Raw genomic sequence first — 14,983 nt, 5'->3', positions numbered from 1 at the left:
GTGAAGAAGACTCAAGCCATCAAACGCTTGCCGGTGTTGCGCGCGATGAGCGCCGCGCTGCTGGCTGGCGCGCTGCTGTGCGCCAACAACGCCTCGGCCATGACCATGATGCAGGCGTTCCAGGCAGCGCTGTCCAACGATGCCCTCTACCAGCAGGCGGTGCAGGATTCGATCGGCGGCAAGGAATACGCGACCTTGGGCAAATCCAATCTGTTGCCCAATATGCAGGCCAATTATTCGTCCAGCCGCAACCGGGTAGACCTGGAAGCGCCCAATGTCCTCGGCCAGATGCGCACCACTTACCCGCAGTACATCAGCCGTTCGTCCGGCGTGACGCTGCGCCAGACGCTGTTCAATATGGATGCCTGGGCGCGCTACAAGCAGGGCATGGCCCAGACCAAGTACAGCGACGAGAATTTCGAGGGCCGCGCACAGGAGATGATCGTGCGCGTGACGTCGGCCTATATGGATGCCTTGTTTGCGAACGAGCAGGTGCGCATCATGAAGGCGCAGCGCGATATGTATGCCGAACAGAAGGCCGTCAACGACCGTCTGTTTACCGGTGGCGAGGGCACCAAGACCGATGTGCTGGAAACCCAGTCGCGACTGGATCTGGCCGAGGCGCAGTTGCTGGAAGCCGAGGACAATCGCCAGACCCAGTTGGCCACGCTGTCGACCCTCGTCGGCGAGGAGGTCACGGTGCTCGACGAGCTGGCGCCAAACTTCCGCATCGCGCCGCCGCCGGAAGGCGGTTTCGAGGCGTGGCGCAAGCGCGCGCTGGAAGAAAACCCCGATCTGCGCGCGCAGACTTTCGCCATCGAGGCGGCGCGCCAGGAGGTCAATAAGAGTCGTGCCGGCCATTTGCCGCGCCTTGACTTTGTCGCCAGTTATAGCCGGGCCGATGCGGAAACGATCAATACCTACAATCAGAACACGGTGAACCGCGCCATCGGTATCCAGCTGACGGTGCCGCTTTATTCCGGCGGCTCGGTGGTGGCATCGAGCCGGCAATCGGTGGCGGGGCTGGAAAAAGCCAAGGCGGAGCTGCAGGTCCGCACGGACAAAATTGTGATCGAATTGCGCAAGCAGTATGCGGCGGTGTTGAGCAGCGTGACGCGCATCCGCGCGCTGGAGAAGGCGGTGGCGTCCGGTGAGCTGTTGATCATCGCGACCGAGCAGAGCATCAAAGGCGGCGTGCGTATCAACCTCGATCTGTTGAACGCCCGCCAGCAGCTCTACACCAGCCAGCGGGATCTGGCCCAGGCCCGCTACAACTATTTGCTGGCGCAGCTGAAGCTGAAGGCGGCGGCCGGCGTGCTGGGACCGGAGGATGTGCAGGAAGTCAGCACCTATTTCCGCTAAGCGGACAGGCACAGAAAACATGGCAGCCCACCGGGCTGCCATTTTTTTAGCCCGTTGTTGCTGCCGGCGGGCGCCGCGATAGCGCGTCGCCCCAGCGCCGTCCCAACTGGTTGCTGCCGTTTTCCACGGTGATGTGCACCAGATAGGCCAGCGCGAAGGTGCAGGGAAGGGTGATGAGCACGGCGACGCCGTAGCGGCAGCCCTGGTCAATCAGGATCTTCAGCGCGCAGTAGCCGAACAGCGCGTGCACGCAGTACAGCGGGTAGCTGATCGCCGCCAGCCAGTCGAGCACGGGGAGCGGACGAAAATGTGCACGCAGCGCGTAGCAGGCGGCGAACACCACCCAGGCGCTGTAGTACCAGCGCGTCACGGACGGGAACTGGTCGTGCTGCGGCCCGATCGACCAGGTCAGGCTGAAGCTGGCCAGCACCAGCACGGAGCGCAGCAGCAGGGCGCGGGTGCGGATCAGGCCTGCCACGTGCTGGTAGAACAGGCAGCCGGCCAGCATGAAGATGAGGTAGTTCAGTTCCATCGTTAAGATGGTTGGCGGCATTGAGGCGCCACCGTGCCACCACCAAGTGGTGATGCCGACGGCGCCGGCCAGGAAGCCGAGCAGCCAGCCCGGATGCGGACGGAACAGCGCTGCTGCGCCCAGTGCCGCCAGTATGTAGAATTTGACCTCGATCGACAGCGTCCAGTTGACGGCGTCCATGGACGGCAGGTTCAGCAAGTTGTGCACCAGCAGTGCGTTGGCGGCCAGCACGCCGCCGTTGTAGCTGAAGGCCTGGCCCCAGTAGTGTGCGCTCAGGGCGATGGCCAGCGTGCCGATCGCCAGACAGGTGGCGTAGGTTGGGAAAATGCGCAGGATACGGTTGACCAGGAAGCCGCCGACGCTGCTCTTTTTCAGGCTGAATGGAATGACGAAACCGCTGATCAGGAAGAACAGGGCCACGCCGAACGGGCCTTGGTATTCGAGCTCGAAAAAGTGCACCCAGCCGCCTTTCACCAAGTGCAGATTGGGCGAGAAGGTGCGTTCGGACAGCAGGGCTTGCTCGGCGAAGAAGGTGCCGAAGTAATGTGTCATTACCACCAGCAGGGCGGCGATGCCGCGCAGCTGGTTGGCGAATATAAATTTGGTCATGTCGTGCTGGCCTTCGCGCGCGGATTGGTTGATTTCAGTCAAGCGCGATATTATAGAGTAATAAAATTGCTCCGCGCCGTCTGGCGCTGTCCCGATGAAATCATTGAATTTGCCTTACAGCCCCCGTATCGACCAGTTGCGCTGGTTTGCCGCTACGCTGGTGTTTCTGTACCACTATTCATTGGCATGGCGCGGGGCCGGCGGCGCTGGCTTGAGCAGCCCGTGGCTCGGCTTGATCACCGAAGGGCACACCGGCGTCGCGCTGTTCTTCACGCTGTCTGGCTTCCTGTTCATGCGCATCGCGCAGCGCCAGCGGCAGATTGCCTATCGGCCATTCATCCGTAACCGCCTGCTGCGGGTGGCGCCCCTGTATCTGGTGGTGTTCCTGCTGGCGCTGTCGATTGGCCGTGACAAGTTTCAGCCGCAGGACGTGCTATACGTGCTCAGCGCCAACCTGGGCAACGCGCCGACTTCGCAGACGGTGGTCACCGGCGCAGCCTGGTGCATTCCGCTGGAGTTTCTGTTTTACCTGTTGTTCCCCTTCTTGGCCAAGTTCGTCTTGGAGCAGGGCGCGACATATCTGTGGCGCTTGCTGGCGCTGATGCTGTTCTTCAAAGTGATGGTGTATGGCGAGAATGAGCGGGCGACGCTGATGTACTTCAGCACCTTCGTCGGCCGTTTCGATCAATTCCTGATCGGCATGTTGGCAGCGGTGCTGTTCCAGCGCCATCAGCCATGGCTGGCGCGCCTCGCTGGCTGGCTGCTGTTGCCGGCGGTGGCGCTGGCGGTGGGTGACAGCGCGTTGCAGGCCCATCTGGCGCCGTTCAACGTCGTGCCGCGCACGCCGTTCTGGATCGGCTGGTCAATGTTGGAAAGCGCCGTCTGGGCGGTGCTCATTGTGCTGTGGGTTAGCTGGCAGGGGCGCCTGCCGGTCTGGCTGGAGCGCGTGATGACGCATGGCGGCAAGATCAGTTTCTCGTTCTATCTGTTGCACATGGGGGTGGTGCAGCCGCTGGCGCGCACCTTTGGCGCACCGGTGCTCACCGGCATGCCGGCGCTCGATGCGGCGCTGGCGCTGGCGCTGGTGTATGGCGCCGTGTGGGCGGTGGCGACCTTGAGTTATCATGCGATCGAGGAGCCGTTCCTGCGTCTGCGCAGCAGCTACGGCACGGTGCCGGTGCCGGCATCAACGCATTAAAAAGGAAGCATTTTGGAAGAAGAAGTAGAAGTCACGGTCGACGGCCACACTTACAAGCTGAGTGAGCTGAACAATGAAGCGCGCGAGCAGGTCACAAGCTTGCAATATGTCGATGCGCAGATAGGGGACTTGAAAGCCAAGCTGGCAGTCTTCCAGACTGCTCGCAACGCCTATGAGAAGGCGTTGCAGCAGTTGGTGCCGCGCAAGCTGCAGTAAGCAGTTGCAGGCTTATTCGCTGTAGCAGGCAGGGCAGGATTTTTCAAACACGTACTCCGGCGCCAGCTGCTGGCGCGGCGTGACCACGGCGCGGCAGTTGAAGCATTGCACCGTCTCGGTCGGCTCAAGCTTGGGGTTGAGCGCGGTGCGGTAGTCGAACACGAAGCAGTCGCCGGTGTAATGGTCGCCGCCGACTTCCTCGAAATATTTCAGAATGCCGCCTTCCAGCTGGTAGACATGGTCGTAGCCGATGTTCTGCATGTGGATCGCGGCTTTCTCGCAGCGGATGCCGCCGGTGCAGAAGGTGACCACGGTCTTGCCCTCAAAGTCGTCCTTGTGGGCGGCGATCACTTCCGGGAATTCGGTGAACTTCTTGATGCGGTAGTCGACCGTGTGGTCGAAGGTGCCGACATCCACCTCGAAATCGTTGCGGGTGTCGACCATGACTACCGGCCGGCCTTCGTCGTCGACGCCGGCGTCGAGCCAGCGCTTGAGCGTGTGGGCGGCGACGTTGGGCGCGCGGCCTTCTTCCGGCTTAATCAGCGGCATGCGCATGGTGATGATTTCTTTTTTGATCTTGACCAGCATGCGCTTGTGCGACTGTTCGCTCGACAGGCTTTCCTTCACTTCGAGGTCGGCGAAACGGGCGTCGCCGCGCACCCAGGCGAGGAATTCGTCGATGTTGCCGCGCGGGCCGGACAGGAACATATTGATGCCTTCCGGCGTCAGCAGGATGGTGCCTTTCAGGCCCAGCCGGTTGCAGATATCCTGATACTGCGGGCGCATCGCCTCGGTGTCATCGAAGGTGACGAATTTGTAGGCGGCGATGTTGACGTGCTGGGCAGCGCCAGCATGCGCTTCAGCTTGTAAAGCGGTATTAGCTTGCATGATGGTGGAGGATCAAAAAAGGGAAAGGCGACATTATACGCTGATCCTGCGCTCCGGCCGCCGCCGCCGCGCGGTAAAATAGGGGGTTATTGAACCCGCATCGAGCCGCGTATGAATATGGTAGCAAACGAACAAACATTGGCCAGCACCGCTGTGGTGCCGGCGGGACCGTCTTTTGTCCATCTGCGCGTGCACTCGGAGTATTCCATCGTCGACGGCCTGGTCCGCATCGACGATCTGGTCAAGCAGGCGGTCAAGGACCAGCAGGGCGCGCTGGCGGTCACCGATCTGGCCAATATGTTCGGCATGGTCAAGTTCTACAAGGCGGCGCGCGGCAAGGGCATCAAGCCGGTGGTCGGCGTCGATGTCTGGATCACCAACGATGAGAACCGCGAGAAACCTTCGCGCCTGATGTTGTTCGCCAAGAACCGCATGGGTTATCTGCAATTGTGCGAGCTGCTGTCGCAAGCCTGGCTGACCAATCAGTACAAGGGCCGCGCCGAGATCCGCACCGAGTGGCTGCGGGAACTGACGACCAAAACCTATGCGCTGCTGCCGGACGATAATCCGGCCAACGGCCTGATCGTGCTGTCCGGCGCGCATTTCGGCGACGTCGGCATGGCCATCGAGAACGGCAACCCGGCGCTGGCCGAGGCCAACGCGCGCAAGTGGGCGGCCTTGTTCCCCGGCCATTTCTATATCGAGATCCAGCGCGCCGGCCAGCCCAACCAGGAGATGCAGGTGCGCCATTCGGTGGCGCTGGCGTCCAAGCTGGGCCTGCCGGTGGTGGCGACGCATCCGGTGCAGTTCATCTCCAGGGACGAGTACATCGCGCACGAGGCGCGCGTCTGTATCGCCGAGGGCGAGATGCTGGCCAACGCCAAGCGGGTCAAGCGCTTCAACGAGCAGATGCGTTTCCTGACGCAGGCCGAAATGGGCCAGCTGTTCCGCGACCTGCCGGCGGCGCTGCAAAACTCGGTCGAAATCGCCAAGCGCTGCAATCTGACGCTGACCCTGGGCAAGCCGCAACTGCCGAACTTCCCGACGCCGGGCATGACCATCGATGATTTCCTGCGCGCGGAAACCAAGAAGGGGCTGGAGGAACGCCTGATCCAGCTGTATCCGGACCCGGACAAGCGCGAGGCCAACCGCCAGCGTTACGAGGACCGGCTGGAGTTCGAGAACAACACCATCATCAACATGAAGTTCCCCGGCTACTTCCTGATCGTGGCGGAGTTTATCCAGTGGGGCAAGAACAATGACGTGCCGATCGGTCCGGGCCGTGGTTCGGGCGCCGGGTCGCTGGTGGCGTATGCGCTGAAGATCACCGACCTCGATCCGCTGAAGTACAACCTGCTGTTCGAGCGTTTCCTGAATCCGGAACGGGTATCGATGCCTGACTTCGATATTGACTTCTGCCAGGAAAAGCGCGAGCTGGTGATCCAGCACGTGAAGGATCTGTACGGCCGCGAGGCGGTGTCGCAGATCGCCACCTTCGGTACCATGGCGGCCAAGGGCGCGATCCGCGACGTCGGCCGCGTGATGGACTTCGGCTACAACTTCTGCGACGGCGTCTCCAAGCTGATTCCGTTCAAGCCGGGCAAGCCGGTGTCGATCGCCGAGGCGATCGAGGAGGAGCCGATGCTCAAGGAGCGCCAGCAGAACGAGGAGGAGGTGGCGCAGCTGCTCGATCTGGCGCAGCAGGTCGAGGGCATCACCCGCAACATCGGCATGCACGCCGGTGGCGTGCTGATCGCGCCGGGCAAGCTGACCGACTTCTGCCCGCTGTACACGCAGGGCGGCGATGGCGGCGTGGTGTCGCAGTACGACAAGGACGACGTCGAAGCCGTCGGCCTGGTGAAGTTCGACTTTTTGGGCTTGACCACGCTGACCATTCTGGACCGCGCGGTGCGCTACATCAAGGCGCTCGATCCGGCCGAGTCCGAGTTCGACCTGGCCAGGCTGCCGCTGAACGACCGTCCGTCCTACGAGCTGCTGACCAAGGCGAAAACCGTCGCGGTCTTCCAGCTGGAGTCGCGCGGCATGCAGGGCATGCTGAAAGACGCGCGTCCCGACCGTTTCGAGGACATTATCGCGCTGGTGGCGCTGTATCGTCCGGGTCCGATGGACCTGATTCCCGACTTCTGCAAGCGTAAGCATGGCGAGAAGTTCGATTATCCCGATCCGCGCACCGAGTCGATTCTGTCGGAAACCTACGGCATCATGGTGTATCAGGAGCAGGTGATGCAGATGGCGCAGATCGTCGGCGGCTACTCGCTGGGCGGCGCCGACATGCTGCGCCGCGCGATGGGTAAGAAAAAAGCCGAGGAGATGGCCGAGCACCGCGCCATCTTCCGCGCCGGCGCCGCCAAGGATGGCCTGTCGGAGCAGAAGGCCGACGAGATCTTCGACTTGATGGAGAAGTTCGCCGGCTACGGCTTCAATAAATCGCACGCGGCCGCGTATGCGCTGCTGTCGTATCACACCGCGTATCTGAAGGCGCACCATCCGGCCGCGTTCATGGCGGCCAATATGTCGCTGGCGATGGAGGATACCGAGAAGGTCAAGATCCTGGTCGAGGATGCGATCGATATCTGCGGCCTGACGATTCTGCCTCCGGACATCAACAAGTCCGACTTCCGCTTCGTGCCGGACGGCCCCGCGCCGTCGGTCACCGGCAAGAAGGTGACGCAGATCCGCTACGGCCTGGGCGCGTGCAAGGGCGCGGGCCAGAACGCGATCGAGGCGATCATCGCGGCGCGCAATGCCGATGGTCCGTTCACCAGCCTGTTCGATTTCTGCAAGCGCGTGGACAAGAAGCAGATCAACCGCCGCACCATCGAATCGCTGATTCGCGCCGGCGCCTTCGATGGCTTCGGCGTCGACCGCGCCGTGCTGCTGGCGTCGGTCGGCTTCGCGATGGAGTATGCCGACCAGCAGGCCAAGTCGGCCAATCAGGTCAGCCTGTTCGGCGGCGACGATTCCGACCTGGAGCCGCCACCGGATTACGTCAAGGCCGCGCCGTTCACCGATCGTCAGAAACTGGCGGAGGAAAAGATCGCGCTGGGCTTCTACCTGTCCGGCCACATGTTCGATTCGTTCGCGCCGGAAGCGCGCCGCTTTGCCCGCACCAAGCTGGCGGACCTGGAGCCGTCGCGCGATCCGCGCATGCTGTGCGGCGTGATCACCGGCATCCGGCCGCAGATGACGCAGCGTGGCAAGCTGCTGATCGTCACGCTCGACGACAAGAGCGCGGTGGTGGAGGTGACCGTGTACGCCGAGGTGTTCGAGGAGCACAAGCACATGTTCAAGGAAGATGAATTCCTGGCGGTGATCGGCAAAGTGTCGGAAGACCGTTTCTCGGGCGGGCTGCGGATTTCGGCGGAGAAGGTGTTCGATCTGGTCAGCGCGCGCGTCAAGCATGGCAAGCAGCTGGGGATGGCGCTGCCGACCACGGTCGATGCGAAGAAGGTGGCCGAGGTGCTGGCGCCGCACCGTCAGGCGGATGGCTTGCCGATTTCCGCGCGCATTCAGCCGCAGGGTGTCAGTTGCGTGGTGCAGCTGGGGGAGGCGTGGCGCGTGGCGCCGTCGGACGCGTTGCAGCTGGCGCTGCAGCAAGTGCTGGGCGCCAAAGAAGTCGCCGTCGAATATTGAGGTCGTCCCGGCGCCGGCCGGCATCCATGCTGAGTCAGCGTTCCATGGACTCCGGCGTGCGCCGGCGTGACGGTGGGATGTCGGTGGGATGTCGGTGGGGCGCGTCAGAACTGCGCGCCGACGCCGGTGATCGCATACCCCTTGGCGCCGATCTGCGCCAACGGACGTTCTATATGGTAAGCGGAGAGCTCATCGCGCTCGTCGTCCACCTCGACGCGTTGCGCCTCGGCGTGCCAATCGGTGTTGGTCGCTTCTTCCGGAATCGGCTTGCCCTCGGGCACCGCCAGATAAGTATGCTTGCCTTGTGCTTCATCTCGGCAATAAATATCCACACGCATGGTATTTCTCCTCGGACGAAAAGCCCATGGTAACGGATTTTTTTACGCCAGGGCGTACTTATCGGCGTCATCCCTGGTCCACAGCGCCGGCGCTTCGACCGGCGCCGGTACCGCCTCGATGCGTGGCGCGTGCAGGCCGACGCCGACCGCCTGCGCCAGCTCGCACAAGGTTTCGTGACGCTTGCGCGCCTCCGAGCGTTTCTTCGAGGCGATCAGCGTCAGGTCGGGCTCGCAGATCGGCTCGCTGGCCAGCTGGAAGTCGCCATCGGCGCGGCGGGTCGCGCCCAGTTCCAGCCACAGCGCGTCGTAGTCGGCGTGCACCTTGCCCTGGCGGGTGGCGCCGCACACCGCGCGGTTGGCGTTGCCGACCAGGCGCAGCGTGCTGCAATCGTGATCGTGGGCGATCTGGCTCAGCAGCTTGATCATCAGGTTCTTCGGCCGCAGGCCGTGCAGCTCGCGGGTGGCGTCCTTGATCAGTTGCAGGCCGCGTTCGCCCTTCGGCCCCTGCATGCAGCCGACCCCCAGCGCCATGCCGCGCTCGCCCTCGATGAAGGCAAAGGCGCAGCTGGTCACCAGCGCGTCGCCCTGCATCAGTTGCAACACCAGTTCGCCCTCGCGTTCCATCGGATCGATGGCGCGCAGCTGCACGTGGTAGGGCAGGCCGCTCTTGCCTTCAACCCGGCCCAGCAGCACCGGACCGCGCGCCGCCTGCACCGACAGCGGACCCATACCGTGGCTGAAGATGTGGCGGTAGTGCGCGCTCAGCATCGCCAGGCGGCCGTGGATGTTGGTGGTGTTGCTCAGGTAGGGACGGTAAATCTTGTAGACCAGGCGCGGATTGGCCTTGACCAGTTCGGCGAACAGCGGATGCGAGTTCAGTAGCCGCAGCCAGCCGAACGTGGCGCGCTGGTGCAGGCGGGCGCGCAAGGCCAGTTTGAGGCGCTCGCGCAGGTATTTAAAACCGGCAAAATCGGCGGCGCCGGAACGGATGGTGATGGACTGCGGCATCGGAACTCTTCCAAAATGGGCCTTGTGGGCGAGTCGCGATAGTAGATCTCATGTAACGCATTGTAAATTGGTGTAAAGATCTACGCATTTCCCTTAATAATTGGCGCCCGGTTAACCGAGTTGTTGTATCGAAGAGATGTGCCTGCCTAAGGGCTGCCCTTACTGTGTAAAATGCAAGGTAAGATGAATAGACGCAATGCATAATGATACATTGCGATACAAGCCGCCCCGTATGAGCGCCCGATCCTTGCCCCGTTCCCTGACTTTTCCGGCGTTTATCGCGCTGTACGTGCTGTTCGACTGGGCCACCTACATCGATCCGCTGTACGGCCTGAACATCACGCCGTGGAATCCCGATCCCGCGCTGGGGCTGGTGTTCTGGCTGCTGCATGGCTGGCGCGCGGCGCTGCCATGGTATGTGGCGCTGGTGCTGGGCGAGTGGCTGGTGCGCGGCATGCCGGCCGGGCTGCCGCTGACCTTGCTTTTATCGCTGTGGCTGGTGATCGGCTACGGCATGCTGGGCGCGGTGCTCAAGCGCGCGTTCGGCGGCGGCGGCGTGTTCGACAGCCGGCGCAAGCTGTTCGAGTGGGTGCTGATCGTGGTCGGCGGCACGCTGTTCAACGACGTGGTCTACATGTCGCTGCTGTCGCTGGCCGGGCTGATTCCGTCGGGCGAATGGGCGGCGGTGGTGCTGCGCTTCGGCATCGGCGACATGGTGGGCGTGCTGGTGTCGATGCCGCTGTTGTGGATGCTGTCCAGCGCCGAGGGGCGCGGCCGCCTGAAGTCAACGGTGTGGCGCTGCGAAACGTTGGGCTACCTGGCCCTGGCGATCTGTGTGCTGGCCTTTGTGTTCGGCACCATCGCCACCTCGGAGTTCAAGCATTTCTACTTCCTGTTCCTGCCGGTGATCTGGGCGGCGTCGCGCCAGGGGTTTTACGGCACGGCGCTGATGGTGTTTGTGCTGCAGCTGGGCATCGGCGCGCTGGTCAAGTGGAACAACGCGGTCAACATCGAGGTGGCGCAGTTGCAGATGCTGGACGCGATGCTGGCGCTGGTGGGCTTCTCGCTGGGCATCGTGGTCGACGAGCTGCGCCGCGTGTCGAACGACCTGAAGCAGTCGCTGCGACTGGCGGCGGCGGGCGAGATGGCGGCCGCGCTGGCGCACGAGCTGAACCAGCCGCTGACGGCGCTCAGCGCCTACGGCAAGGCGTGCGAGCACCTGATCGAGCGCACCGACGTCGGGCCGGGCGGCGAGATGCTGAAGAACGCGGTGCAGCGCATGATCGCCGAGTCGGGCCGGGCGGCGGACGTGGTGCGCCGGCTGCGCGACTTTTTCCGCACCGGCGCGATGCGGCTGGAGCCGGTCGAGGTCGGGCAACTGGTGTCGTCGGTGAGCCAGCAGTTTTTTACCCAGCTGCGCCAGCACGGGGTGCAGCTGACGGTCGAGGAGATGCCGCCGCTGGCGATGCTGGCCGACCGGGTGCAGGTCGAGCTGGTGCTGCGCAACCTGCTGGCCAACGCGCTGGACGCGGTGCAGGAGCGGCCGGCCGGGCAGCGGCGCATCAGGCTGTCGGCGCAACTGCTGGACCGCAAAGGCCGGCTGGCCGGCGAGGGTGCCGGCAGCTGCGTGCAACTGAGCGTGGAAGACAGTGGCAAGGGCGTGTCGGCGGAATTGCAGGCGCGCTTGTTCGAACCGTTTGTATCGTCCAAGGCCACCGGCCTGGGACTGGGCCTGGTGCTGAGCCGGGCCATTATGGAAGCGCACGGCGGCTCCCTGTGGGCCGAGGTGGGCGAGCAGGGCATATTCAGGATGGCGTTGCCGCTGGCGCGGCGCGCGGAAGAGGGACAGGAGCACTATGTTGCAGCATGATTTAACCGTATTCATCGTCGACGACGATCCCGCCGTGCGCGACGCGCTGGGCTTGCTGCTGGGGGTGCGCGGCTATCGCACCGCCGTGTTCGCCAGCGCGGAAGCCTTTCTGCAGGGCTGGCAACCGAACTGGAGTGGTTGTCTGCTGATCGACATCCGCATGTCCGGCATGGACGGGCTGAGCCTGCAGCAGGAGCTGTTGCGGCGCGGTTGCGCGATCCCGGTGATCATCATGAGCGGCCATGGCGACGTCAGCACCGCGCGCGCCGCCTTCAAGGCCGACGCCGTCGACTTCCTGGAAAAGCCGTTCGACGACGCCAAGCTGATCGGGGCGATCGACGAGGCCCTGTCGCGCGCCCGCGCCAACCAGAGCGAGCAGCAACGCCGTTCGCGCGGCGCCAGCCTGCTGAGCGAGCTGACGCCGCGCGAGCGCGAAGTGATGGCGCTGGTGGTGGTGGGACGGCACAACCGCGACATCGGCCCGGCCTTGGGCATCAGCGTGCGCACGGTGGAAGTGCACAAGGCGCGGCTGATGAGCAAGCTGGGGGTCGACAACGTCGCCGACCTGGTGCGCATCAGCATGCTGGAGCAGTAAAACCCCGGTGTCAGGTCTGACATTCGCACACGGGCTCAACTGCGGAGCAGTTGAGCCCGTGTGCGAATGTCAGACCTGACACCGGGGTTTTTAGGCGCGCAGCCCTTTGGTGGCGACGATGGTGCGGTCGATGCGGCGCTGGAGCACGGTGGCGCGGTTGCTGGTTTCGTGGTCGCGCTTGGCTTCGCGGTGCCACAGGTGGAACACTTCGGTGGCGTAGGCGCCGTCCTTGCGCAGCACGCCGGCGTTGTACAGCCGTACCACCAGGTCGGCGTCCTCGTGCCCCCAGCCGAGGAAGCTTTCGTCGAAGCCGTTGACCAGATCGAGATCGGCCCGCCACACGGCCATATTGCAGCTCTTGATGCGGCGCCAGGTGAAGCGGCGCCGGGTGCGCCCCACGTCCGGCAAGGTCATCAGCAGCGGCAGCACTTTGTTCAGCGCGCCGTTGCGGCGCCACGCCAGCTTGGCGCCGGTGTCCAGCGTGCTCAGGTCGAGGTGCTGGCCCAGCACGCGCGCGGTGGCCGGCTCGTTGAGTAAAATGCGGCTGCCCTGCACCATATAGCCGGGTTGCGCCAGTTTGCGGTGCTGGCTGATAAAATTACGCTGCGGTACGCAATCGCCGTCAAGGAAGATGATGTAGTCGCCGCTGGCGTTGAGCGTGCCGAGGTTGCGCGCGCGCGCGGCGCGAAAGCCCAGGTCTTCCTGCCACACATGGCGCAGCGGCAGCGGCGAGCGCGCCTGCAGCGCCGCCACCGTCTGCTGTGTGTTGTGGCCGGAGCCGTCATCAGCGATAATGATTTCGAAGCGGCGGTCGTCCTGGGCGAAGCACGCTTCGACGACGGCGGTCAGCGCATCCGGCCGGTTGTAGGTGGTGATGACTACGGAAATAAGAGCAGGTGACATGGCGGTGCTGTGGCGGATTGCTTTTTTGCAATAATCGATAAGTTGAATGAATAATACCCTACGCCCGTCCACAGCCAGCACTGTCTTCGTCCACAGCCTGATTTTCCTGTTCCCCTTCCTGCTGCTGATCACTAATTTTGGTGTCGGCCTGTGCAGTTTCGCCTTTGTGCTGACGGCGCTCATGTATCGGCGCCAGGGCTGGCCGGTGCTGGTGCGACATCTTACTGAGATTCGCGGGGTATTGGTAGCGTTCGCTGCGGTATTGTTATTTGCTATATTGCAAGGATTGCTCAGTGGCGATTTCCGCATGCGCGATGTGGAGAAGCCGCTGCGCATGCTGGCGGCGGTGACGGTCACGCTGACCGTGCTGGCCTGCCGCCCCAGCCGCAAGGCGTTGTGGTGGGGCATGATCGCCGGCGCCGTGGCCGGCGGCGCCTTCATCGCCTACCAGCGCTGGGGGCTGGACATCTACCGCCCGGGCGGCTTGATCAACTCGATCACCTTCGGCGACATGATGCTGTGCCTCAGTCTGATGTGCCTGGTGGCGACGCTGGACTTCGCCGGCCGCGGCGCGGTGTGGCCGGCGCTGGGCGCGCTGGCCGGTCTGGTCGGCTCGGTGGCCACCGGCACCCGCGGCGGCTGGGGCGCCATCGTGCTGGCGGCGCTGTTGCTGATTCGCTATGGCCACGTGCTGCGCGGACGCTGGCGCAAAGTCCTGGCGTTGCTGGCGCTGGCGCTGGTGGTGAGCACCTACTTCATTCCGCAGACCGGCGCCCGCCAACGGGTCGACGAGGGCATCAGCGATGTGCGCCAGTATTTTAACCACGGGCCCAGCTACACCAGCGTCGGCATCCGGCTGGAACTGTGGCGCAGCGCGCTGCAACTGATCGAACGCCACCCGCTGCTGGGCGCCAGCCCGCCGGTGGTGCGCGCCGAGCTGGAACAACTGGTCACCGACGGCCACGCCCATCCGTTCGTGCTGGAGGCTGAGCATTTCCATAATGATATCGTGCAGGTGCTGGTGCACGGCGGCGTGATCGGTCTGCTGGTGTGGAGCAGCACGCTGGTGATGCCGTTCCTGTTTTTCCGCCGCCAGTTGCAGCGCGGCGACCACCGGCGCAACGCGCCGGCGCTGGCCGGCATGCTGCTGGTGCTGAGTTACTTCAGCTTCGGCCTGACCGAGGTGATCTTCTGGTCGGTGCGCAGCAATATGTTTTACGCGATGATGCTGTTCCTGCTGGCCGGACTGTGCCTGAACGCCAGGGAGGAAGCCCGGTGAAGCCATTGCGCACCCTGATCATTTCGCCCAACTGGATCGGCGACGCCGTCATGGCGCAGCCGCTGCTGCGGCTGCTGCGCGCCGCCCACCCGGAGCGGCCGATCGACGTGCTGGCGCCGCCGGCCGTGTCGCCGGTGTGGCGCCAGGTGGCCGAGGTCGACGAGGTGCTGGAGACGCCGTTCCGCCACGGCGCGCTGCAACTGAAGCAGCGTTGGCAATTCGCCCGCCTGCTGCGCCGGCGCGGCTACGCCGACGCTTATGTACTGCCGAATACCATCAAGTACGCGCTGATCCCGTGGCTGGCCGGCATTCCAAAGCGCGTCGGCTACAAGGGCGAGAGCCGCCATGGTCTGATCAACCTGATGCACCACGACGAGACGCCGCCAAGGCCGATGGTGGCCTTCTACGCCGCGCTGGCCAGGCCGCCGGTGACGGTGCAGGGACCCGGCGCGCGCGCGGCCTTGCCGCGTCCGCGACTGGTGGCGACGCCGGCGCAAATCGCCGCCGTGCTGGCGCGCTGCGGCCTCGACC

Annotated in this window: 13 protein-coding genes; 8 read left to right on the top strand and 5 right to left on the bottom strand. The window is 64.0% G+C overall.

What is annotated here, in order from left to right; genetic code table 11:
* On the top strand, positions 1–1,362 hold the full coding sequence (locus GTP44_RS24235; protein WP_371867314.1) for a TolC family outer membrane protein: 1,362 nt from the start codon (positions 1–3) through the stop codon (positions 1,360–1,362).
* Between the two features lie 46 nt (positions 1,363–1,408).
* On the opposite strand, the gene GTP44_RS24230 is transcribed toward GTP44_RS24235, so the two are convergent.
* Positions 1,409–2,503 (bottom strand): acyltransferase family protein, encoded by a 1,095-nt coding sequence (locus GTP44_RS24230; RefSeq protein ID WP_161021441.1) that lies wholly within the window; start codon positions 2,501–2,503, stop codon positions 1,409–1,411.
* Between the two features lie 94 nt (positions 2,504–2,597).
* On the opposite strand from GTP44_RS24230, the gene GTP44_RS24225 reads away from it, so the two are divergent.
* Together GTP44_RS24225 and GTP44_RS24220 are read left to right on the top strand one after the other, a co-directional pair.
* On the top strand, positions 2,598–3,701 hold the full coding sequence (locus GTP44_RS24225; RefSeq protein ID WP_161021440.1) for an acyltransferase family protein: 1,104 nt from the start codon (positions 2,598–2,600) through the stop codon (positions 3,699–3,701).
* 12 nt (positions 3,702–3,713) lie between these two features.
* A complete protein-coding gene (locus tag GTP44_RS24220) occupies positions 3,714–3,917 on the top strand; it encodes a DUF6447 family protein (RefSeq protein WP_161021439.1) in 204 nt (67 codons plus the stop codon).
* A 12-nt stretch (positions 3,918–3,929) separates the two neighbouring features.
* On the opposite strand, the gene GTP44_RS24215 is transcribed toward GTP44_RS24220, so the two are convergent.
* The gene (locus tag GTP44_RS24215; RefSeq protein WP_161021438.1) at positions 3,930–4,805 is read right to left on the bottom strand and encodes a sulfurtransferase; all 876 of its coding nucleotides are present in this window, start codon (positions 4,803–4,805) and stop codon (positions 3,930–3,932) included.
* 111 nt (positions 4,806–4,916) lie between these two features.
* On the opposite strand from GTP44_RS24215, the gene dnaE reads away from it, so the two are divergent.
* Positions 4,917–8,459 (top strand): DNA polymerase III subunit alpha, encoded by a 3,543-nt coding sequence (gene dnaE, locus GTP44_RS24210; protein ID WP_161021437.1) that lies wholly within the window; start codon positions 4,917–4,919, stop codon positions 8,457–8,459.
* A gap of 104 nt (positions 8,460–8,563) precedes the next feature.
* On the opposite strand, the gene GTP44_RS24205 is transcribed toward dnaE, so the two are convergent.
* The gene (locus GTP44_RS24205) at positions 8,564–8,797 is read right to left on the bottom strand and encodes a DUF6139 family protein (RefSeq protein ID WP_161021436.1); all 234 of its coding nucleotides are present in this window, start codon (positions 8,795–8,797) and stop codon (positions 8,564–8,566) included.
* A 42-nt stretch (positions 8,798–8,839) separates the two neighbouring features.
* The gene (locus GTP44_RS24200) at positions 8,840–9,805 is read right to left on the bottom strand and encodes a VirK/YbjX family protein (protein ID WP_161021435.1); all 966 of its coding nucleotides are present in this window, start codon (positions 9,803–9,805) and stop codon (positions 8,840–8,842) included.
* Between the two features lie 247 nt (positions 9,806–10,052).
* Here GTP44_RS24200 and GTP44_RS24195 point away from each other — a divergent pair, with 247 nt between their 5' ends.
* Both GTP44_RS24195 and GTP44_RS24190 read left to right on the top strand, forming a co-directional pair.
* Complete coding sequence (locus tag GTP44_RS24195; protein WP_229257063.1) at positions 10,053–11,675, top strand: ATP-binding protein; 1,623 nt, start codon at positions 10,053–10,055, stop codon at positions 11,673–11,675.
* The gene (locus tag GTP44_RS24190; RefSeq protein ID WP_229256504.1) at positions 11,662–12,270 is read left to right on the top strand and encodes a response regulator transcription factor; all 609 of its coding nucleotides are present in this window, start codon (positions 11,662–11,664) and stop codon (positions 12,268–12,270) included. Before GTP44_RS24195 ends, GTP44_RS24190 begins: the two co-directional genes overlap by 14 nt.
* Before the next feature lie 90 nt (positions 12,271–12,360).
* Here the strand turns inward: GTP44_RS24190 and GTP44_RS24185 are convergent, their stop codons facing one another.
* Complete coding sequence (locus GTP44_RS24185; protein ID WP_161021433.1) at positions 12,361–13,173, bottom strand: glycosyltransferase family 2 protein; 813 nt, start codon at positions 13,171–13,173, stop codon at positions 12,361–12,363.
* 46 nt (positions 13,174–13,219) lie between these two features.
* On the opposite strand from GTP44_RS24185, the gene GTP44_RS24180 reads away from it, so the two are divergent.
* Both GTP44_RS24180 and waaF read left to right on the top strand, forming a co-directional pair.
* Positions 13,220–14,452 carry an O-antigen ligase family protein gene (locus GTP44_RS24180; RefSeq protein WP_161021432.1) on the top strand — a complete coding sequence of 411 codons (1,233 nt, stop codon included), beginning with the start codon at positions 13,220–13,222 and terminating at the stop codon, positions 14,450–14,452.
* The coding region (gene waaF, locus GTP44_RS24175) for a lipopolysaccharide heptosyltransferase II (protein WP_371867313.1) at positions 14,449–14,983 on the top strand (535 nt) is incomplete at its 3' end. The genes GTP44_RS24180 and waaF, both read left to right, overlap by 4 nt.

Origin of the sequence: Duganella lactea (genome assembly GCF_009857505.1) — a bacterium.
Lineage (GTDB): Bacteria > Pseudomonadota > Gammaproteobacteria > Burkholderiales > Burkholderiaceae_D > Rugamonas > Rugamonas lactea.
Note: the sequence above shows the minus strand (reverse complement) of the source record. Positions and strands in the feature narration are given on the sequence as shown.

What these genes read in the sequence shown, in the direction of transcription:
- GTP44_RS24215 (WP_161021438.1), bottom strand. Translation starts at nt 4,805, where the DNA reads ATGCAAGCTAATACCGCTTTACAAGCTGAAGCGCATGCTGGCGCTGCC.
- GTP44_RS24185 (WP_161021433.1), bottom strand. Translation starts at nt 13,173, where the DNA reads ATGTCACCTGCTCTTATTTCCGTAGTCATCACCACCTACAACCGGCCG.
- GTP44_RS24205 (WP_161021436.1), bottom strand. Translation starts at nt 8,797, where the DNA reads ATGCGTGTGGATATTTATTGCCGAGATGAAGCACAAGGCAAGCATACT.
- GTP44_RS24180 (WP_161021432.1), top strand. Translation starts at nt 13,220, where the DNA reads ATGAATAATACCCTACGCCCGTCCACAGCCAGCACTGTCTTCGTCCAC.
- GTP44_RS24230 (WP_161021441.1), bottom strand. Translation starts at nt 2,503, where the DNA reads ATGACCAAATTTATATTCGCCAACCAGCTGCGCGGCATCGCCGCCCTG.
- GTP44_RS24190 (WP_229256504.1), top strand. Translation starts at nt 11,662, where the DNA reads ATGTTGCAGCATGATTTAACCGTATTCATCGTCGACGACGATCCCGCC.
- GTP44_RS24200 (WP_161021435.1), bottom strand. Translation starts at nt 9,805, where the DNA reads ATGCCGCAGTCCATCACCATCCGTTCCGGCGCCGCCGATTTTGCCGGT.
- dnaE (WP_161021437.1), top strand. Translation starts at nt 4,917, where the DNA reads ATGAATATGGTAGCAAACGAACAAACATTGGCCAGCACCGCTGTGGTG.
- GTP44_RS24225 (WP_161021440.1), top strand. Translation starts at nt 2,598, where the DNA reads ATGAAATCATTGAATTTGCCTTACAGCCCCCGTATCGACCAGTTGCGC.